Source organism: Cupriavidus sp. GW822-FHT02D05, from assembly GCF_058802485.1.
In genome coordinates this window covers 69,332-86,051 of record NZ_JBXAOE010000002.1, presented here as the reverse complement: position 1 = coordinate 86,051, position 16,720 = coordinate 69,332, and the positions used below count along the sequence as shown (strand labels likewise).

Below are 16,720 nucleotides of genomic sequence, written 5' to 3'. Positions count from 1 at the left end.
TCCCGTGTTCGCGATGAGGTGGATTGCGACTGGTATGCTGTCTCGAAATCAATAGTTCCCCTGCGAAACGAGCCATGAAACCCATTCTTTTGCTGCTGATCACCTGTGGCGCACTGCTCAGCGGCTGTGCAGTGCTTCCTTATGACGATGGCTACGGCAGTGGCCAAGGCAACGGCTGCCCTCCCGGGCAAGCCAAGAAGGGGAATTGTCGAGTTGACCAAGGCGGGAATGAGTCCTTTTGCCCGCCTGGGCAAGCGAAGAAGGGCCGCTGCTGAATTGCGCGCGGCGATCACTTCGTCTCTCCCTTGGCGATTGCGGCGCGCATGGCGGCGTCCATCTCCACAGGGCAAGCCGCGTCAACTATCGCTATAGCCTTGGTGTTTCCGGCCCGACGCAACCACCGATACCGCTCGGCATCGCGCTTGTCCTCGCTGGGCTGCTCTGCGGCCTTTTCGGTGGCATCACCGATATGGTCGGCGGCCATTTTCGTCACGTCACGAGAATGGCCGGCCAAGAGGGGCCGCAAGGCATTGGGGCCGCCAGTTAGTCCGCGGTGCTCATATTGACCGCAGACAAACTCGATAACGCGGGTCTGTTCATCCGTCAGCACATGGCCGCATGTCTCGCAGGAGATATCGTCGTAGTTGGCTATCCTATTGGGGTGTTCGCACGGCGCCGGCGAGCGGCGCAGTCCGGGCACGGATCAGTCTGGTAGCCCGCAATCGGCGCCGACGAAGCCGCTGATCTCGCCTCGGCCATTGCACATGCTGCATACCGGCGGCGCGGGCCTCTGCGGCGACGCGAACGCGCTTGGCGTCGGCAACCATCTCGCGGCCTCACGCTCAATTGGTATGGCAGTCATTTGCATTCCAATATGCTCGCGGCACTGCATTTGGGAGGTTTACGTATCAGGATGCCGGCGAGACGCGCACCATCAAAGGGGCGTGGGTAGCAGCAACGATTGGATCGGTGCTTTCGGAGTCTCCCCGGGCCCGTGTGCCTGCTGCTGGAAACCATTGTCGCCAGTCCTATGGCGCATTTCCTCTTGTGGGATTTCCGTATTTGTCGTTTCGCCACACCACCCCGATCCAGCGATCTACATTCCCCCATAAAGGGCTATTGCAGACACCGCCAGCGCGTCGGAGACTGAGCATCACTTCACTCTCATGAAGCTGACATGGAAGCCACAAAAGTGCAGGGCGACGCCGCCAAGAAAAACGCCATGCGCGCCGAGATGCTTCGCGCGCAGGCGAGGCGGTTCATGAAGTTCGTGGGCGAATGTCTTGCTCAGGAGGGATTCATGGCCCGCGCCGCGGTGGAAGGCCCAGCTTTGCCGGGTGACGAGAGAGAGAGTTTCGAGCTCAATACTAGCTTCGGCCGCGTTTATGCCCAGTTCGGCTTTGCGAAGTGGGATGGACGCCTCGTGGGGCGGTACCAATTCTCGCGCTTCATTCTAGGCGCGGATGAGATGATCCGGCTGGTCCCATTCCACGTGATTCTGATCGAGGATCAGGGGAACGCAACCTTTGCCGAGGATGGCTTCTTCGAATGGAAGATCCCAGATAGTCCGGATAGCAACTACGGTCCGGCGCTCGTCGGCTGTTTGCTCCACGGATTCCAGGAGTCGCTTCCACAGATAAAGCGACCACAGTAGAACCAGAACCGATTTGCCGGAATGCAGCCACCTTCGGGTGGCTTTCTCTTTTCCGCAGCCCTGACCGGCTGCTGCTCTTGGCCACCTCCGGGTGGCTTTTTCGTCTAGGGCGCCAGCGTGCGCACCAGTCTCGACTTCAGCGGCCAAGGCCTAAATGCGAGAATCCAGACGCAGGCCAGAGGCCCAAATACAGGTATCAGGGCTAGATACTCGTAGCCCGACTCGAAGCGAGCCGTCCGGAAAACCTTCCGGAATGGGAAGAACCAGAGCGCCTCGAAGACGAGGAAGCCCAGCAGGAAGATGCTCATAGCGGCCTCATGGTGCGGTGCACACGTTGGAAGCAGTGTACGGCCGGTCTGCGTTCTTTGATTCCCCAATATTGGGGGATCGTTTGGGTTCCTCGAATGACTCCCCACCCCTCAGCATTTTCTCCACACAAAGCCAGTTTCCGCGCTGCCCGGATAGGCAGCAATGACGCAAAGCCATGGCTCGCCCCGAGCTGGCTTCTTCTTTGCCGGGGTCACAAATGCCCGAACCAATTGGCGGCGCTGCCGTAGCCGGCGCGGCGGTCGTGCAGAAGTTCGGGCTGCAGGCCCGGATGCACGACTACATCGGCCTGGTGGCGCTGTTCGGCGTTGTGTTCGCCTGCGGCCTGCCCGACTGGGCCATCGTGCGCTGGCTGTTCAACTTCATCGAGCGCTGGCGCGACAAGGACCTGGCCGAGCTGGCGCTGCGTGCCGGCTACGAGGTCAGGCTGAAGGCGGCGGCAGGGGTGTGCAGATAGGCTGTGTAGGGTGACGCATGACGGCGCGCCCTGTCCCGCATACTTGCCTCACTTGGTGCGAGGCGTTACGTAGGGCGTAACGAGTTCAAAGCAATCAAAAAGCACTGCAGATTTTTTCGCCTTGGAATCATAGGCATGAACCTCGATGCATTTGTACGCGCTTTCGCCCCTTTGGAGGAAGAACGTTTCGGTTGCTACCCCGATTGGAGTCGAGTCGTTCGTAACCGCGGCAATGCCGTAACCACGTGCAACAAGCTCGGATAGCGACAACCCAACGCGCTGCCATTGGCTGTCAGGCGCTTCAACTGCTTGAGCGGATAGCGCGGCTGTAGCGAGGAAAAAGGAAGCGATATGGAGGGCTTTCATTGTGAAGTCGCAGTTGATTCCACCGGGGGATGCGGTCATGGCGCCTTCCTTCGTGGCGCGAGTGGCGCCGCCTCAGTTTCCATCATATGCGCAGGAAACGGCAGCCTCAAATCTGAGGGGCCCCTGGCGTGACGAGCGCGCGGCGGCATACTGAGCTCCGGTGGGGTTTCTGCATCCGTTGTAGGCGCGGCCGCCGCCGGCCGCCAGAGGGCGGGGTCCCACAGGCCTTCCAGGACAGGTTGTACCGCACAAAAATTGCCGCGACCTGGGAGGCGAGTCGCGGCACTGCGGCTGATCGGGGAAGGGGGGCGCCGAGTTGCCGGTGGGCGTGCCTGTCGTCTCGGTTTAGGATCGTTCCTGATGACTTCTTCGTGGCGTCCCATTGGCAAGCGCCAGCGGCCGCTGTTTGCGTATAGGTGCCGGACATCCTGGTTGGGCTATGAATGCGACCCTCCATACGCACCTGATTTCCGAGCCAGTGGCTCGCTTCGATGGAGATGCGCTCACCGCTTACGCTTCCGGATTCGATTGGGTAGTTGCCCGGTTTTCCACCGATGCTCGGCTGGACGGCCGGCGCAGATAACGAGACCATGGCGCCTGCGCATCCGTCCGTAGCAAGCCCTGGCGGACGCCGCTTCAGAGGCGACACCGCCGGGCCATCGGAAGCCTTATTTGACCTGCGGAGAGCTTGCCCGATTCGATCCTGTAAGACTGCATGCCTGCTCGACTGCGCGGCTCACCCGTGCCGGTATCAGTCCACTTAAACGCGAAGCGAAACCAGGCTCGATTATCTTCGAATGAGTGGTCATGGACGACGACATATATGCCGGGGCGTTCTTGTTGGACCTTAGCAATCTCTGCGTAGTCCTCCCGCGTTACCGTCCGATTGCCTTGATTGCCTTGTTCATCGTGTCGAATGTAGTGCGTTCCTACGCAGTCGGGGACGAGATCAAACCGGCCCTCATGCCAAACGCTCTCCCAGCGGTCGAACAGATCGGCCGGGTACCTTCGGCAGCACTTCTCTGGCACGCGCGGCTGTGAGGCGATGCTTCTCTTGGGTCCGCTCCCACGTTGGTGAGCGCAGGATCACTTCTCGCCTTGCGCTCTTGAGGTGGGTAAGGGAGGCTGGTTGCTCATGGCATTGCTAATCTATTTAAAATCAATGACTTGCCGGATTCTCTGGCCGCGCAAGCACCCGCAGGGGGGTGATTCTCTACCTTGTCAGGTGAGAGCTCAGTTCGCCGGCGTTCTTGCTGTCCGTGCGTTGCGCCTAAGATGCGCGGGTGAGGGCGCCAATGGTCTTGTGATGCACACGTTACGATTTCGTAACGTGTCGGCGCGGGGGGGCGGGATAGACTGAATCGCATAGGTCCTCACACGTGGGCTATAGGAGATCGAGATGCGGAAGATCAAGGTGTTCGCCAGCTTGGCGCTGGCGGCGTGTACTCTCACTTCGATTGCGGGCTATGCCCAAGATAGGGGGCCTGGCGGCGATGATCGCGGAAGGCCACCCATGGGTCATGATCAGGGACAAGATCACGATAGCCAGCACGGCTACAGCGACCGCGGCCGGCATGGTGACCACCATCAGCAAGGTGACAGAGGCTGGGAAGGTGACAGGGGCAGGGAACAGATGGACGAAAGGTATGGCCCTGATCGTCGCGCCGATCGTCCGGGCCCTGGCAGCTGGCACAAGGGTGAAAGGGTCCCCCCGGAATACCGTCAGCGTCAGTACGTGATCGATGACTGGCGCGCCTATCGGCTGTCGCCTCCGCCGCGCGGATACCAGTGGGTGGGCGTTGGCGGGGATTACTTTCTCGTCGCCGTTCCGACCGGCGTGGTCTTCCAGGTGGTCATCGGGCGCTAGGTTGCGCACAGCAAAAAGCCCGCCGGGTGGCGGGCTGCGATGATTTGACGATAAGCCCTTAGTGTCGATGGATCAGGTGGTCAAACCATGTCTGGACGGCACGCTGTTGTGCCGATAGCAGGGTCGGATCATGTTCGCGGAGCACCCAGACAACGATCGCGCATAGCGCTAATCCGACGAGCAGGACGACTAGCGAGGCAACCATGGCGCCTCCTATTGGGTGACTATACAACCAGTGTAGGCCATTCCCGCCGTGCCCGAGCGTGTCAAGTCCTGACATAGGTTGACACGGACAAGAGCCTGCGCCTTAGGCGGGGCGACGCATTAGAACGTCAGTTCTGACTCAAGTGGGGTCCACCCGCGAGCGCCGTGGGTCTTCATGTCAACCGCCTCCATTTCCTTGCCTTGCCCCTGGCAGTACTCGTTGGCACGACGCAGGCTGCTGGCCTTGATTAGATTGGCTCAAACCGGCCCGGTGGAATGCCCGCTCCTCCGTTTTGTGGAGAGTCAAGCAAGGGAACGCGCCACGCGCAGCTGCGATGTAGGCGGCCGCGTTGCGGGTGCCTTCTGCTCAATAAAAGGTCTCAGGCTGGCCGCATGCGGCCTACGCGCAAATCCCGAGGCGGCAGGCGCATCCCCGACTTGCTGTCATGGTATCTCGCAACGACGAACCGCCTGTAGGACGAAATCCGGCATGAAATCAGTGCGCACCCGATAGCATTTGCGTATGGCTTGAAGGATGCTGAACTACCCAGCTCGGACAAGCCCATGCTGCTCTTTGTGATCGTTACCCTTGCGGCAATTGGGGTGATCGCCATTGTGATTTCCCTGATGAAATAGTGTCAATGCTCCGATCCAGTTCCCCGAAGACCAGACGAGGCTAACGGGGGCGCCAGGTCGGCGAGCATCGCGCCAACGGCCGGTACGCGGGTCGAGTCCTACTACAGCGGGGAGTCCCACATCTGCAGTCTTGGTTTCCAGCGACGGCGGTTAATTTGACGTGTCGCTCAATGCAGCCATTCGTTGAGAGAAGCTGCTTCAAGATGAAGTCGGAGTGGCCAGTCTCAGCGCGCGGTCGCGGATCCTTCCTAGGAGATGCTATGGCTTTCAAATACACCTTCATTGATGTAACCAACGCCACGCCCGCCGGCGCCCCCGTTCTCGTGGCTGAACTGACCGCAGACGCGCCCATCGCGCATCTCGCTATTGGTGCGGTCATTCGTCTGCCGGACGCTGGCGGCAAGCCTTGGCTGGTAAAGGAACTGAGCCTGAGCCCGACGATCCAGGCGAACGTGGTCGGCGCGGACCTGGCGGTCTTGGTCTATGTGACTGCCGAGTAGGCCTCCGGCTTTCGCAGACATCCACGAACGCGCTGTGTGGCTGTTACGCAGCAATTCCCAGCATCTTTGCCGGCAGTGGCGGGTACTGCCGAACCTGACCGCATGCCGAACAGGATGCTCCGGCGGGTACCACGGTCAGCCTGCCGCGGCTTGGAGCCGTCGAACTCGCGCGCCCGCTCCGGATCCCGGCAGGCCAGCCAGTCATCCTATTCCGCCCGCGGCACAATCACCGTCATCCGTTTTTCCTTGCCTGGGGCGTGGAGGCGGTTCATGAGCGAATGCCTGTACGCCGCTCATAGGGCAGATCATGTTGTCCGAGGGGGGGCCGCCGACAGTTGGCTGCCGCAATGCCGCTTGCATGACGAGTCAACGATTGCGAAAATCGCGAGCGGTTTTGGACGATGCTGACGAACGCGCGTCGCAACAAGGGCTCAAGAAACAACCCATGAAAAAAATGACAACGCTTTTTCTAGCGTTAACGGTCGCCGGCTGCGCAAGCTCGGCGGCGCCGAACTTCGTGAACGGAAGATATTACATGGCAGGCGATTCGACATGTGAGCGATACAGGGTTCTTTCGCCAAGTCGAATCATGTGCTTTAACTCGGACGGTCAGGCAACCGGATACAGAGACGCCATGACCGATCAGCAGTTGCAGATGTATCAGTTCAATCAGCAGATGACTGTCCAGCAAATGCAGCAGCTCAACGCGCAATTGCAGCAGCAAAACCAGCAACTGCAGCAACAGCAGAACGCATGGCGTCAAATGCCGCAATACGTGGCGCCGCAAGCTGCGCCTCTGACACCACAAGACGGCAATCAGATCCGGTGCATCAACACTGGGCCGGTTACTCGCTGCCAATATTAATGACGCATTGCGCCGCCTCCAGGGCCGCAAACGCAAGCCACCCGCGATGGTGGCTTTTTTTATGGCTGCCGGCCCGTTGTCGGCGCTCGCAGTAAGCGCTATTTCGCTGAGCCGCCCGGCTCCCAGGGCGGGTTGGGCTGCGCCTGATCATAGGCAGGGCTGGGTGGCCCAAGTGAGCGCCAAGGGCAATCAGCGGCTTGCCAGCAACGTTGTCACGCCAGTGCCGGGCACGCCGTATCGGGTGTGGGCATAAAAAAAGACCGGCCGAGACGGGAGATCCTTGCCGGTCTTGCGCAGAAGCAGGAGCGCAAAGGGGCACAGCAGATGCCGTGCGGCGCGAATTAAATCAAATTAAGATCTGGTATGCAACAAATTTAATTTGTAAGAGCGAGATGACAAGATGTCCCTAAATTCAGTCAAAGCTCGCCATGTGCCGGCTTCTCCATTTTTTGGGGCCTTGGCGGCCGAAACAGCCTTCCGGGCCGCCACTGGCCTGTCGCCGGCGCTCTCCGCGCGCTGGCGGACGCAGGCAACCGCCTGCGGGCTACGGGCATAGACGACGGGAGAGCCGTTTTCCAACGCGACCCCAATTTGACAGGATGCTGTCAATTAGGTAAAAATGACAGTATCCTGTCAAATTGATGGGTGGCTCGGCGCTTTGGTGATGCGCCCGGGCAAGCTATTGATGCTGTCTATTGCACTGCTGATCCCAGTTGCCGAGGGTTCACCAATTTCCCCGCGACAGCCGCGGAATCGATACAGGAGATCACGATGAAGCAGACAACAGTCGCTGCAACGCAGGGCAATCTTGCGCTGCTTGAAGCGGGTGACGGCACCGATCTGCCCGTGCTGTTCCTGCATGCGGACTCGGGCAGAGCAAGCCAGTGGTCGGAGATGCTCAAACGCATCGGGCGACGCAGGCGGGTGTATGCGGTTGACTCACGGGGAAGCGGAGATAGTGCCCCTGCTGCGGATGGTGATTATTCCTATGCGGGGCGAGCACAGGACATTGGCGATACAGCCGCGTCCTTGAAACTTGATCGGTTCATTGTCGTGGCACACAGCGGCAGTGGTGCGGCTGCGCTGGAATATGCTGCCAGGCACGCGGGCCGGGTGGCGGGACTGTTCCTGCTTGATCCTGCGACGGATCCACGGGCGCTTCCTGCTGATGTTCGCGCCGGGTTTCTTGAGGCCCTGAATGGGCCTGCGAGCCTTGATGTGCAGCGGGGGTTTTATGCTTCGATTGCGGGCAACAACCCACAGGTAAAGGCCAGAGTGTTGGAAGACTGTGCTGCGGTTGACCCGGCAGCCCGGCTGGGATTTGCGGCCGCGTTCGCAAGCTGGAATCCCGAAGCTGCGCTCGATGCATGGAAAGGCCCCATTTTTCTCCTGGTCAGCAGCGCAAACGACAAGCCAAGTGCGCTCCATGCGCTGCGCCCGGCGTTGCCGCATGCCGTGGTGGCCGATACCGGGCACTGGATACAGCTCGACCAGCCCGATCGCGTCGAGCGAGAAATCCTGCGTTTCATCGCTAGCGTCCAATAGGAAGGAGTTCGGGAATGACTGTCAATAAGACCAAAGCGGGCATGATTCTGACGGATATTGTGCTGATGGTGTTCCGTCTCGAGGGCGGTTTCATGGAAGCAGCCGAACAGATCGCTGCGCCAGCGGGATTGACGGCGGCCCGTTGGCGCGTTCTTGGAGCCGTGCTCCATGAACACCGCACTGTCGCGGAGATTGGGCGCTTCATGGGGCTAACCCGGCAAAGTGTGCAGCGTCTAGCCGATGTCCTGGTAGGCGAGGGTCTAGCGATGTTTATCGACAATCCATCACATAAATCCGCCAAATTGCTCGCCCCAACCGCCGCAGGCCATTCCGCTGTGGCGCTATTGGCAACGCGTCAAGCGGCCTGGGCGAATGCTGTCAGTCAGAAGTTCAGCGCTGAACAGCTCATCCAGTGCAAAACAACGATCGAAGAAATCATCTCTTGTGTCGAGGCGACGCCAATTAGCCCCGGCAAGCGATAAGCGAGGGCGCTGGTGCTACGGTAGAACGCCCATGCGCACCTTCCTCTATACGCTTGAACCTGCCAAGGAGAAGCTTGTCCCGCATTGAATCGCGCTTCTCGATTCAACGCCCCGACTGCTTGTCAGATTTCTCCGTGCCGCGTCTCATTTTCAGGCGAGGAATTCGACAACCCCACCGTTTAAGTGGTACATCGCTCCGACAATTTTTAATTTTCCATCTTTCTCCATCGGCGCCAGCACGCTACTCCCGTTTCGTATCGCGTCGATCGTGCGCCGAACATTGGTTTGTGCCACCGCATCGACAAATTCATCATTCTTGCTGCTTCTGTCACCAGAGTACTGCGTTTCATCCACAGCCGGTCTGATCTTGGCCAAGAGACCGGTCAGGTCTCCCAGTTCAACGTGATCAATCGCGCCCTTGATTGCCCCGCATCCTGTGTGCCCCAGCACCAAGATAACTTTAGCGCCGGCCGCTGCACAGGCGAACTCCAGGCTTCCAATGAGATCGTCATTGACAATATTGCCCGCGACACGCGCGTTAAAAGTATCGCCAATTCTCGTGTCAAGGATGATCTCGGCCGGAGCCCGGGAGTCAATGCAACTCAAGATCACCGCCGCTGGATACTGCCCGCCGGCAGTCACTCTTTTTTGTGCCAGATAATCGTGGGGTAGCATCTTCCCCGAACGGAAACGTCTATTTCCTTGCTTAAGGCTCTCGATAATCTGGTCCGGTGTCAATTTGTCCCGCTCGGACTTCGATAGCGCCGCCGCGTAAGCCGATTCAACGCCCCCCATGGTTCCCGCCAGCCCAATGGCTGCGACGCCAAGCGCAGTCTTCAGTACGGTACGTCTTCCAACGCTGTTGGAGGACGTCGCTGGACAACAGTCAGTCTTCTTGTGCATTTCATCCTCCGCAAACAACCGCAAGGCGATCGTTGTTGCCAGCATCGCGGTGCTGTCGTGCATGGGCGATTCTCTTGGCGCCGGCTCCCGGATAGGCAGCAGCAGATCGCCAAGCCACCTGCTTCGCAGCTAGCCCCAAACACATGGTATTTGAAGTGAGGTTCCCAGGCTATAGGACTTTGGTCCATTGGGGGGGGGCAGGTCAGCGCGGACGATATCGCTTCGTTTATACAGAAGCGGAAGCCGGACTCGCGCGGAAAGTTCGGGGATGAGGCGGCAACTCAGATCTATGTGCCTGAGCGCCAGGCAGGCATGCCGCTCGAGTTTGCCGGCGCCGCGTATCGTTTTGGGCACGCAAGAGAACGGGGACGCTCATGGCCTCGGCACGGCGGCGTCGCTCCTATTCATTTGCCCGGCTGAGCCCGGGCTGTCGACGGATTCAACGAGGTTTTGCTTCCACCGCCGCCGTAGTCCCGCGAAGCTCCCGCAGTCTGCGCAGCGGTCAACTCTTCTCGCTGATGCCCTGAAGTGGCATTGCTATAGCGCTGCGTAATGGCGCCGTTTACGCCAGAGAGCGAATTGCCCTGACCTTGTGCTGAGCCGTAGGCCGTGCTGCCGTGCTGCTGCGAGGCGGCGGCATAGCCACCGTAGCCAGCCGATCCGGAAGATTTGTAGGCCGCGAGTTGGGCGTGAACTGCGCCCGGCACCAACATTAGAGCAAGAATCGGAGTAATTCTCATGCTGCATTCCGGTTGGGTGAAAGGGGGGGCGGCAAGGTGGTTGCTACACCCTCGAGAGAGGGCAAAGGGGCAATCCGTCGCCGCTATTGATTGTGGTGCGTCGCACCAGTTTCAGTACCCCGCCGTAGAGGGGGAGGGCTGAGCGCGTTGCGGCGTGGGCTATATGGCGACGAGGGAGATAGCGCCGGCTGGGCATCCGGAAAGAATCGCCCCAAGCAGGAGAGTGCTGGGGCATTACGTGATAGCGGGTGACTTCGCCGTGCACGTTGGATGCTGGCTGCTAAAGCCTGTGCCAAAATCGGGATTTCGGCGATGAGGAAGGAATGAAACGATGACTGCAAATCGCAGCACCAGTCTGGATATCCGAAGGCTTTCCCCGGCGGAATGGCGGCAAGCTTTTCCTGTCATCACGCAATTGCGCTCGCTGGATGAAGCCGAGTTCCTGCGCCGAGCCCGCCGGCAATCGCATTCTGGCTACGAGCTTGTTGGCGCTTTTCAAGGCAGCAAGCTTATCGGCGTGATGGGGATGCGGCCCGTCCATACGTTGGCGCGCGGGGCACACCTGCACGTCGATGACCTTGTGGTCGATGCGCAAGCGCGGGGAAGTGGTGCCGGTCACGCCCTGATGGCATATGCGGAAGCCGACGCGCGTGCGCGCGATATGACTGCTGTGTTTCTCGACGCACGGCCGGAGGCCATTCCTTTCTATGAGCGCGAGCGCTATGTTCTCCATCCTGCTCCCTCGATGAAGAAAGTGCTCTGATCCCGCTAGTGGCTATTGCACGGGGTAGGCTGGCGCGCGAGGTCCTGGACGCCAGCCACCTGGGGCATGATCAGCCCCTTATGCTCCTTGGGTCTCGCCCGTAGCTGTTCCGCGTACGGATCTGGCCATCCTGGCCGTGCACCAGGAGTTCCACCTTCTCGCGCTGTGCAATCACCGTCGCGGCTTCCACCGCTTCTTCCTGAGTGAGGAAGTGTGCTCTTTCACCCTTTGCCCCCTCGTGGATGATGTCCCACCCGTCGCCATGAGGCACGACGTGTACGTTGCGTTGCGGTATCGAATCCATGGTTGTCTCTCTGAGCAGTGCGCTACTGCTGTTTTAGGGGATGTTCTGTCCGCGGGATGGCGGGAGGTATCCGATATTTCGTCTGGACATCGGATGTCGCGCTATTTTTCCGGCTGTCCGACCAATACGTCGAGCGGGACGCGCAGCGCCGCCGCCAAGCTCTGGAAAACCTCCGGGCTGCCATCGCGTTTGCGGTTTTCTATCTGGCTAAGGTAGGGCTTGCTAAGGCCTGCCGCTGTCGCCAGCGCATCCTGGGTCATGCGGCGATATTCCCGCCATGCCTTGACCGGGTTATCCCCGGCGAGTTCGGCGTCCAGGATGGCGGCGGGGATCCGAAAGGTGTTGTCTTGGGTCTTGGCGTGGTCTGGCAGCGTGACATCGCCCGGATCCTCGACCCGGTGCTTGATCCGCTCCCACACCTCAATAGGCACTACCGCGAACTCGGGGTGGCCGTCACGTTCGATGAACTGAATATTGATCATGGAAAGGCACCTCCTCGATGGGCGTTCCGCGGCATTTGCGGGCATGGCTTGGGCGGCCAGGCCGATTGCCTGGTGAACGCGATCGTGTGCATCTTCATGTTAGCCATTGCGGCTAACAATTGTGCAAATATTGTTTGCTGGTTGCCGTCGCACCCGATGCGCGGAACCTTGATCTTTGGCCGGCGTCGCAACCCGTCAACCCGTCAACCCGTCAACCCACCAAAACGTCCTCGCCCACGATCGCATCAATCTCCGCATACGACCAGTCCGACTCCTCACCCACCGCCAGCTCCAGATCAATCCATGCGCGCTTGATCAACGGCTCAGCCCCCAGCCCGCGTCGCGAAACGACCCGGATCAACCGTCCGCCGCGCGCTTGTATGAACTCAGCCTCTGCTTGCGTGGACACATCGGGGACCACAACATCGCGGCCATCGAGCCGGGCCAGCGTTTGCGCGAAGTACCTGACCAATACATCCGGATCCATCGGCGCACGGTTCCATGATTCCCGAAGCGTGCGCAGCAGTTGGGCAGGTGACTTGCCCAGCGCCGGGATGACGTCATGGAGTTTGGCCAGGCCGAAGTATGTCTCATGGATGCCCGCACAGGCCTGGATCATGTGGCGCAGCGGGGCGTCGAAGGTGATGACGTGGAAGGCGTGGTTCCCGCAAGCCAGGTAGTTCGTGATGAGGTCCTGGCCGGAGCCCGGGCGGCCGCAGAGTCCTATGAGCATGAAGTTTCCTTGGTCGTGCAGCTTCAGGGAAGTCGATGCCAAAGATTACCTATGGGTAATTAAAAAGGCAAGCTCGACGGGTAATCGAGATGCCCCAAGAGGATCGTGCGGAGCGCGGGGTGATACATCCTGCAAGCCGGAAGTCGCGCTGATCTCAGCTTGCGGACGTTTTCTTGCGTGGCTTGGCGGGTGTTTGTGTGCCGCTTTCGTGAACGGCGTTGCTGGCTTGCTTGAATGCCGTGCTTCTCCCGTCGGTCTTCAGCACGCGGGCAGTTTTGGTGCTTTTCTTGTATTTACGCACCGATTGCACGGCTTCGACCTGCGTGATCAATTCGATGGCCGCGAGCATCCTGTCGATGTCTTCGTTGCGCAAGCCATTGATCAGGCGGGCGAATCGGGCGGCTATCTCGGGCGGCAGGGATTCTTCTTTTGGGGGTGCGGCGGCGTCGTGCGCGTCGCCGTCCAGCCATAGGCGAGGCAGGCCGAGCTTGGCTTCGATGTCGCGTGCGAGATGTTCGCCGATGCGTTTTTTTCCGGCTTTGCCTGTGTCCGAGAATATGCGGGAGAAGTATGAGGGGTCGCGGTCTAGCCGGTCTGACAGGCGCGCTATGGAGCCGCCAAACTGTTCGGCCATGATCTGGGCTAGGCGCTGTTGACGCGTATCTTGAATATCCATGGCCCATTAAACCTGTGCATTACCTGAAGGTAAATTTTCTGTGGGTACTTCAAATTCAATGACTAATGGGTAATTTAATGGGTGGTTTATGCATCAGGAGGCGCTTTCCGGCCATTGATGAATGGCGTGAGAGGCTGGCCGGGGTGCTGGGGATTCTGCCGGTGTGTCATTGCCCTGAGGTATCGCTTCGCCAGCCACCGGCCTGGCGTGGATCAGTAACACTCGATACGATTGCGGCCGCGTTCCTTGGCGCGGTAGAGCGCCCCATCGCTGCGTAACAGCGATAGGTCCGCGCTGGGATCGGCGGCATGCATGAGGGCAATGCCGACGCTGACGGTCAGCGTGACGATCTGGCTGCCGCCAAGCAGTGGGGTTTCCGCGATCTGATGCTGTACACGCCTGGCGAATCGTGTCGCCGCATCAAGGCTCGCATCGGGGAGCACCACGGCAAATTCTTCGCCGCCGATGCGGCCGGCGAAATCGTGCTTTTGCAGCGCATTGCGCAGCAGCGTCGCGAAACACCGCAGGGCGTGGTCGCCCATGGCGTGGCCCCAGGTGTCGTTGATGGCTTTGAAGTGGTCGAGGTCAAACGTCAGGACGGCGGCAGGGCGGCCGTCGGTGCGCTGGATCCGGGCGAGTTCCTGTTCGATCCGCACGACGAAGTGACGGCGATTGGGTAGTTGCGTCAGGAAATCGATAGTTGCAAATTCCTGCAGTTCTCCCTCGATGCGCTTGCGCTCGGTCACGTCTGTGATAAATCCGTGCCATAGCGTGCTGCCGTCCTCGAGCCGCCGGGGGCGCGCGTCGCCTTGCCGCCAGCGCAGCCCTTGCCTGGGCAGTTCGACGCGGTACTCGAGGTGCCACGGCTTCAGGCTCGCGGCGGATGCGTGAAGCGAGGCGCCGTAGGCTTCCAGATCGTCGGGGTGGATGACGGCATGGATGGGGGCTGTGCTGGCGGCTACCTGTTGCGGCGTGAGTTCGTAGATATCGGCGATGCCGGCGCTGGCGTAGGGGAGGAAGGATTCCCCCGTTGGCAGCAGGCGATGCTGGAATACCAGTCCCGGGACTTCGTTGGTCAGGCTGGTGATCAGGTCGACGGTTTGCTGCAGTTCTTCGGAGAGTGCCTGGATGGCCGTGATATCGGTGGTGGTGCCGATCATGCGCAGCGGCTCGCCGTTGCTGCCGCGGCTGACTACCTTGCCGCGGCTGGATATCCATTTATAGCTGCCATCCTTGCAGCGGATCCGGTGATCCACTGCATAGCTTTCCGTCTCTTGGTTGAAGTGGGCTTGCATGGCGGCCTGGACGTAGGCGAGGTCGTCGGGATGGACGCGGGTATAGCTGTCTTCGATCCGGTTGGTGATCTCGGACGCTTCATAGCCGATGATGGCCTTCCAGCCAGCCGAGTAGTGGATGCTGCCCGCCTGGACATCCCGGTCCCAGACGCCCGTGCCGCTTCCTGCGATGGCCAGCTCGAGCCGCTTTTCGTTTTCCGCTAGCCTGCCGGTGTCGTCGTTCAGTTTGCCTTGGGCCAGGTCGCGCTCGATGATGGCGACCGCCATGTCGGCAAAGTCTTGCAGGAGGCCACGCTCCGCCTGGTCCAGTTCGCGTGATCCGGCGTCGAACAGCCAGAAGGCGCCAAGCTGGCCGCCGCTCGATGTGGTCAAGGCGCACGCCGCATGAAAGCCCATGCATAGGCCGTCGACGAGGATGGGAGCGTCGCCAGGATGCGCATCATGGGGCACATCATGCGGCGTAACCAGCGCAACCGGGACCTTGAAGAGATGCTGTGCGAGGCGTGTCAGCGCGTCAAACCGCTCTTGCTGCAATGCGGCTTTCAGGTTCAGCGGCTTCGAGGTGTCGATGCGGTCATGTCTGGTTTCAGCTTCGGTAGAGGCCCGCATATCCAGGTCAAATGACAATTGACGTTAGCCCGAAGGTGTTGATCGTGCAGCCAGCGCTGCAGTTATGCACGGCTGCGCCAATACTATCAGACGGATCGGCCCGCGGCGGGGTCTGCTAAGGGTTGTCGGCGAAAGGCAACTCTCCCTGTGCCGGCAGCGCAGCTGGCGCCAGTTCGCCCGCGGGTGTCAGCGCGCTGACCCTCACGCCCAGCAATCGGATCTTCCGGTCCAGCGGAACGCGTTTGACGCATTCGGTGGCGGCGCGCCGCAACTGTGCGGCGTCCGCCGTCGGGGCCAGCATGCTGAGGTCGCGGGTGACGGTGTGAAAGTCGTCGTAGCGCAGCTTGACGCCGATGGTGCGGCCCACATAGCCCTTGCGGCGAAGGTCTTCCGCCAGGCGCTGGCACAGGCCGGTGAAGACTTCGGAAAGGGTCTGGCGGTCTTGCTTGGGGTGCAGATCGCGCTCGAACGTGGTTTCCCGGCTCATGGATTTGGGCTCCGAGCTGGTGACCACCGGGCGTTCGTCATGGCCTTGCGCGATCTCGGCTAGCCAGGCGGCGTAGCTGCGGCCGAAATGGCTCTGCAGCATGCCCAGGTCCGCGCTGGCGAGGTCGCCGACCGTGGCGATGCCCAGCGTTGCGAGTTTCTCGGTGGCCTTCGGGCCGATTCCGTTGACCTTGCGCACGGGCAGCGGCCAGATGCGCAGTGGCACATCGCTGGCTGCCAGCAGGGTGAGCCCGTCGGGTTTGTCGAGTTCGGAGCCGATCTTGGCGAGGAGCTTGTTGGGGGCGATGCAGATGGAGCAGCTCAGTCCCGTGGCTTCGCGCACCGCTTGCTTGATGCGGGTGCCGATGTCGGCGGGCTCGCCGGGCACGTCGCTCAGGTCGATGTAGATCTCGTCGATGCCGCGGTCTTCGATTTCGCTGGTGAAGGTGGCGACGGCAGCCTTGAACAGGCGGGAGTAGTGCCGGTACGAGTCGAAATCCGTGGGCAGCAGGATGGCGTCGGGGGCGAGTTGCGCGGCCTTCATCATGCCCATGGCGGAGAACACGCCCAGCGCGCGGGCTTCGTAGGTGGACGTGGTGACGACGCCGCGCCCGGCGTAGTCGCGCAGGCGGGCAAAGCGCCGGCTGCCGTCGGGAAGTATCTCGGGTACCGCATTTCGTCCACCACCGATCACCACTGGCTTGCCGCGCAACTCCGGGTATCGCAATAGCTCGACGGACGCGTAGAACGCGTCCATATCCAGGTGGGCGATGCGGCGGGGTGCAGATGACATGGCGTCGGCGGGTTACTGTATGCATATACAGTA

Annotated in this window: 19 protein-coding genes; 8 read left to right on the top strand and 11 right to left on the bottom strand. The window is 60.6% G+C overall.

Features of this window, described 5'->3' with window-relative positions; genetic code table 11:
• Positions 1–289: 289 nt before the first annotated feature.
• Positions 290–700: a hypothetical protein gene (locus AC1RQK_RS02815; RefSeq protein ID WP_492807577.1), complete on the bottom strand. Its 411-nt coding sequence runs from the start codon at positions 698–700 to the stop codon at positions 290–292.
• A 477-nt stretch (positions 701–1,177) separates the two neighbouring features.
• Between AC1RQK_RS02815 and AC1RQK_RS02810 the strand changes: the two genes are divergently transcribed.
• Positions 1,178–1,654 (top strand): hypothetical protein, encoded by a 477-nt coding sequence (locus AC1RQK_RS02810; protein ID WP_492370677.1) that lies wholly within the window; start codon positions 1,178–1,180, stop codon positions 1,652–1,654.
• 104 nt (positions 1,655–1,758) lie between these two features.
• Here the strand turns inward: AC1RQK_RS02810 and AC1RQK_RS02805 are convergent, their stop codons facing one another.
• Positions 1,759–1,962: a hypothetical protein gene (locus AC1RQK_RS02805; RefSeq protein WP_416048276.1), complete on the bottom strand. Its 204-nt coding sequence runs from the start codon at positions 1,960–1,962 to the stop codon at positions 1,759–1,761.
• 218 nt (positions 1,963–2,180) lie between these two features.
• Here AC1RQK_RS02805 and AC1RQK_RS02800 point away from each other — a divergent pair, with 218 nt between their 5' ends.
• Positions 2,181–2,438 carry a hypothetical protein gene (locus AC1RQK_RS02800; RefSeq protein ID WP_492807575.1) on the top strand — a complete coding sequence of 86 codons (258 nt, stop codon included), beginning with the start codon at positions 2,181–2,183 and terminating at the stop codon, positions 2,436–2,438.
• Between the two features lie 48 nt (positions 2,439–2,486).
• Here AC1RQK_RS02800 and AC1RQK_RS02795 read toward each other — a convergent pair whose 3' ends face one another.
• Positions 2,487–2,843 (bottom strand): hypothetical protein, encoded by a 357-nt coding sequence (locus tag AC1RQK_RS02795; protein ID WP_492807573.1) that lies wholly within the window; start codon positions 2,841–2,843, stop codon positions 2,487–2,489.
• A gap of 1,360 nt (positions 2,844–4,203) precedes the next feature.
• Here AC1RQK_RS02795 and AC1RQK_RS02790 point away from each other — a divergent pair.
• From AC1RQK_RS02790 to AC1RQK_RS02770, 5 genes are all read left to right on the top strand, one after another.
• The gene (locus AC1RQK_RS02790) at positions 4,204–4,671 is read left to right on the top strand and encodes an RcnB family protein (protein ID WP_492370674.1); all 468 of its coding nucleotides are present in this window, start codon (positions 4,204–4,206) and stop codon (positions 4,669–4,671) included.
• A gap of 1,100 nt (positions 4,672–5,771) precedes the next feature.
• Positions 5,772–6,011, top strand: a complete 240-nt coding sequence (locus tag AC1RQK_RS02785) for a hypothetical protein (RefSeq protein WP_416048280.1) — start codon at positions 5,772–5,774, stop codon at positions 6,009–6,011.
• A 445-nt stretch (positions 6,012–6,456) separates the two neighbouring features.
• The gene (locus AC1RQK_RS02780; protein ID WP_492370673.1) at positions 6,457–6,876 is read left to right on the top strand and encodes a hypothetical protein; all 420 of its coding nucleotides are present in this window, start codon (positions 6,457–6,459) and stop codon (positions 6,874–6,876) included.
• Between the two features lie 771 nt (positions 6,877–7,647).
• Entirely contained in the window at positions 7,648–8,421 is a 774-nt protein-coding gene (locus AC1RQK_RS02775) for an alpha/beta fold hydrolase (protein WP_492370672.1), read from the top strand.
• 14 nt (positions 8,422–8,435) lie between these two features.
• Positions 8,436–8,903, top strand: coding sequence for a MarR family winged helix-turn-helix transcriptional regulator (locus tag AC1RQK_RS02770; RefSeq protein ID WP_492370671.1), 468 nt, complete (start codon positions 8,436–8,438; stop codon positions 8,901–8,903).
• Between the two features lie 150 nt (positions 8,904–9,053).
• Here AC1RQK_RS02770 and AC1RQK_RS02765 read toward each other — a convergent pair whose 3' ends face one another.
• Positions 9,054–9,806, bottom strand: coding sequence for a carbonic anhydrase family protein (locus AC1RQK_RS02765; RefSeq protein ID WP_492807855.1), 753 nt, complete (start codon positions 9,804–9,806; stop codon positions 9,054–9,056).
• Between the two features lie 404 nt (positions 9,807–10,210).
• Complete coding sequence (locus tag AC1RQK_RS02760) at positions 10,211–10,546, bottom strand: hypothetical protein (RefSeq protein ID WP_492370670.1); 336 nt, start codon at positions 10,544–10,546, stop codon at positions 10,211–10,213.
• A 331-nt stretch (positions 10,547–10,877) separates the two neighbouring features.
• Here AC1RQK_RS02760 and AC1RQK_RS02755 point away from each other — a divergent pair, with 331 nt between their 5' ends.
• Positions 10,878–11,309: a GNAT family N-acetyltransferase gene (locus AC1RQK_RS02755; RefSeq protein WP_492807569.1), complete on the top strand. Its 432-nt coding sequence runs from the start codon at positions 10,878–10,880 to the stop codon at positions 11,307–11,309.
• A gap of 70 nt (positions 11,310–11,379) precedes the next feature.
• Here the strand turns inward: AC1RQK_RS02755 and AC1RQK_RS02750 are convergent, their stop codons facing one another.
• The 6 genes from AC1RQK_RS02750 to dinB form a co-directional block, all read right to left on the bottom strand.
• A complete protein-coding gene (locus AC1RQK_RS02750; protein WP_174424498.1) occupies positions 11,380–11,613 on the bottom strand; it encodes a DUF2188 domain-containing protein in 234 nt (77 codons plus the stop codon).
• Positions 11,614–11,714: 101 nt separating this feature from the next.
• Positions 11,715–12,095 carry a helix-turn-helix domain-containing protein gene (locus AC1RQK_RS02745; RefSeq protein WP_492807567.1) on the bottom strand — a complete coding sequence of 127 codons (381 nt, stop codon included), beginning with the start codon at positions 12,093–12,095 and terminating at the stop codon, positions 11,715–11,717.
• A 211-nt stretch (positions 12,096–12,306) separates the two neighbouring features.
• Complete coding sequence (locus AC1RQK_RS02740) at positions 12,307–12,870, bottom strand: hypothetical protein (protein ID WP_492370666.1); 564 nt, start codon at positions 12,868–12,870, stop codon at positions 12,307–12,309.
• Positions 12,871–12,982: 112 nt separating this feature from the next.
• The gene (locus AC1RQK_RS02735) at positions 12,983–13,504 is read right to left on the bottom strand and encodes a hypothetical protein (protein WP_492807564.1); all 522 of its coding nucleotides are present in this window, start codon (positions 13,502–13,504) and stop codon (positions 12,983–12,985) included.
• Positions 13,505–13,716: 212 nt separating this feature from the next.
• On the bottom strand, positions 13,717–15,408 hold the full coding sequence (locus AC1RQK_RS02730; RefSeq protein ID WP_492807562.1) for a sensor domain-containing diguanylate cyclase: 1,692 nt from the start codon (positions 15,406–15,408) through the stop codon (positions 13,717–13,719).
• 115 nt (positions 15,409–15,523) lie between these two features.
• Positions 15,524–16,687, bottom strand: a complete 1,164-nt coding sequence (gene dinB, locus AC1RQK_RS02725; RefSeq protein ID WP_492807560.1) for a DNA polymerase IV — start codon at positions 16,685–16,687, stop codon at positions 15,524–15,526.
• Positions 16,688–16,720 lie beyond the last annotated feature (33 nt).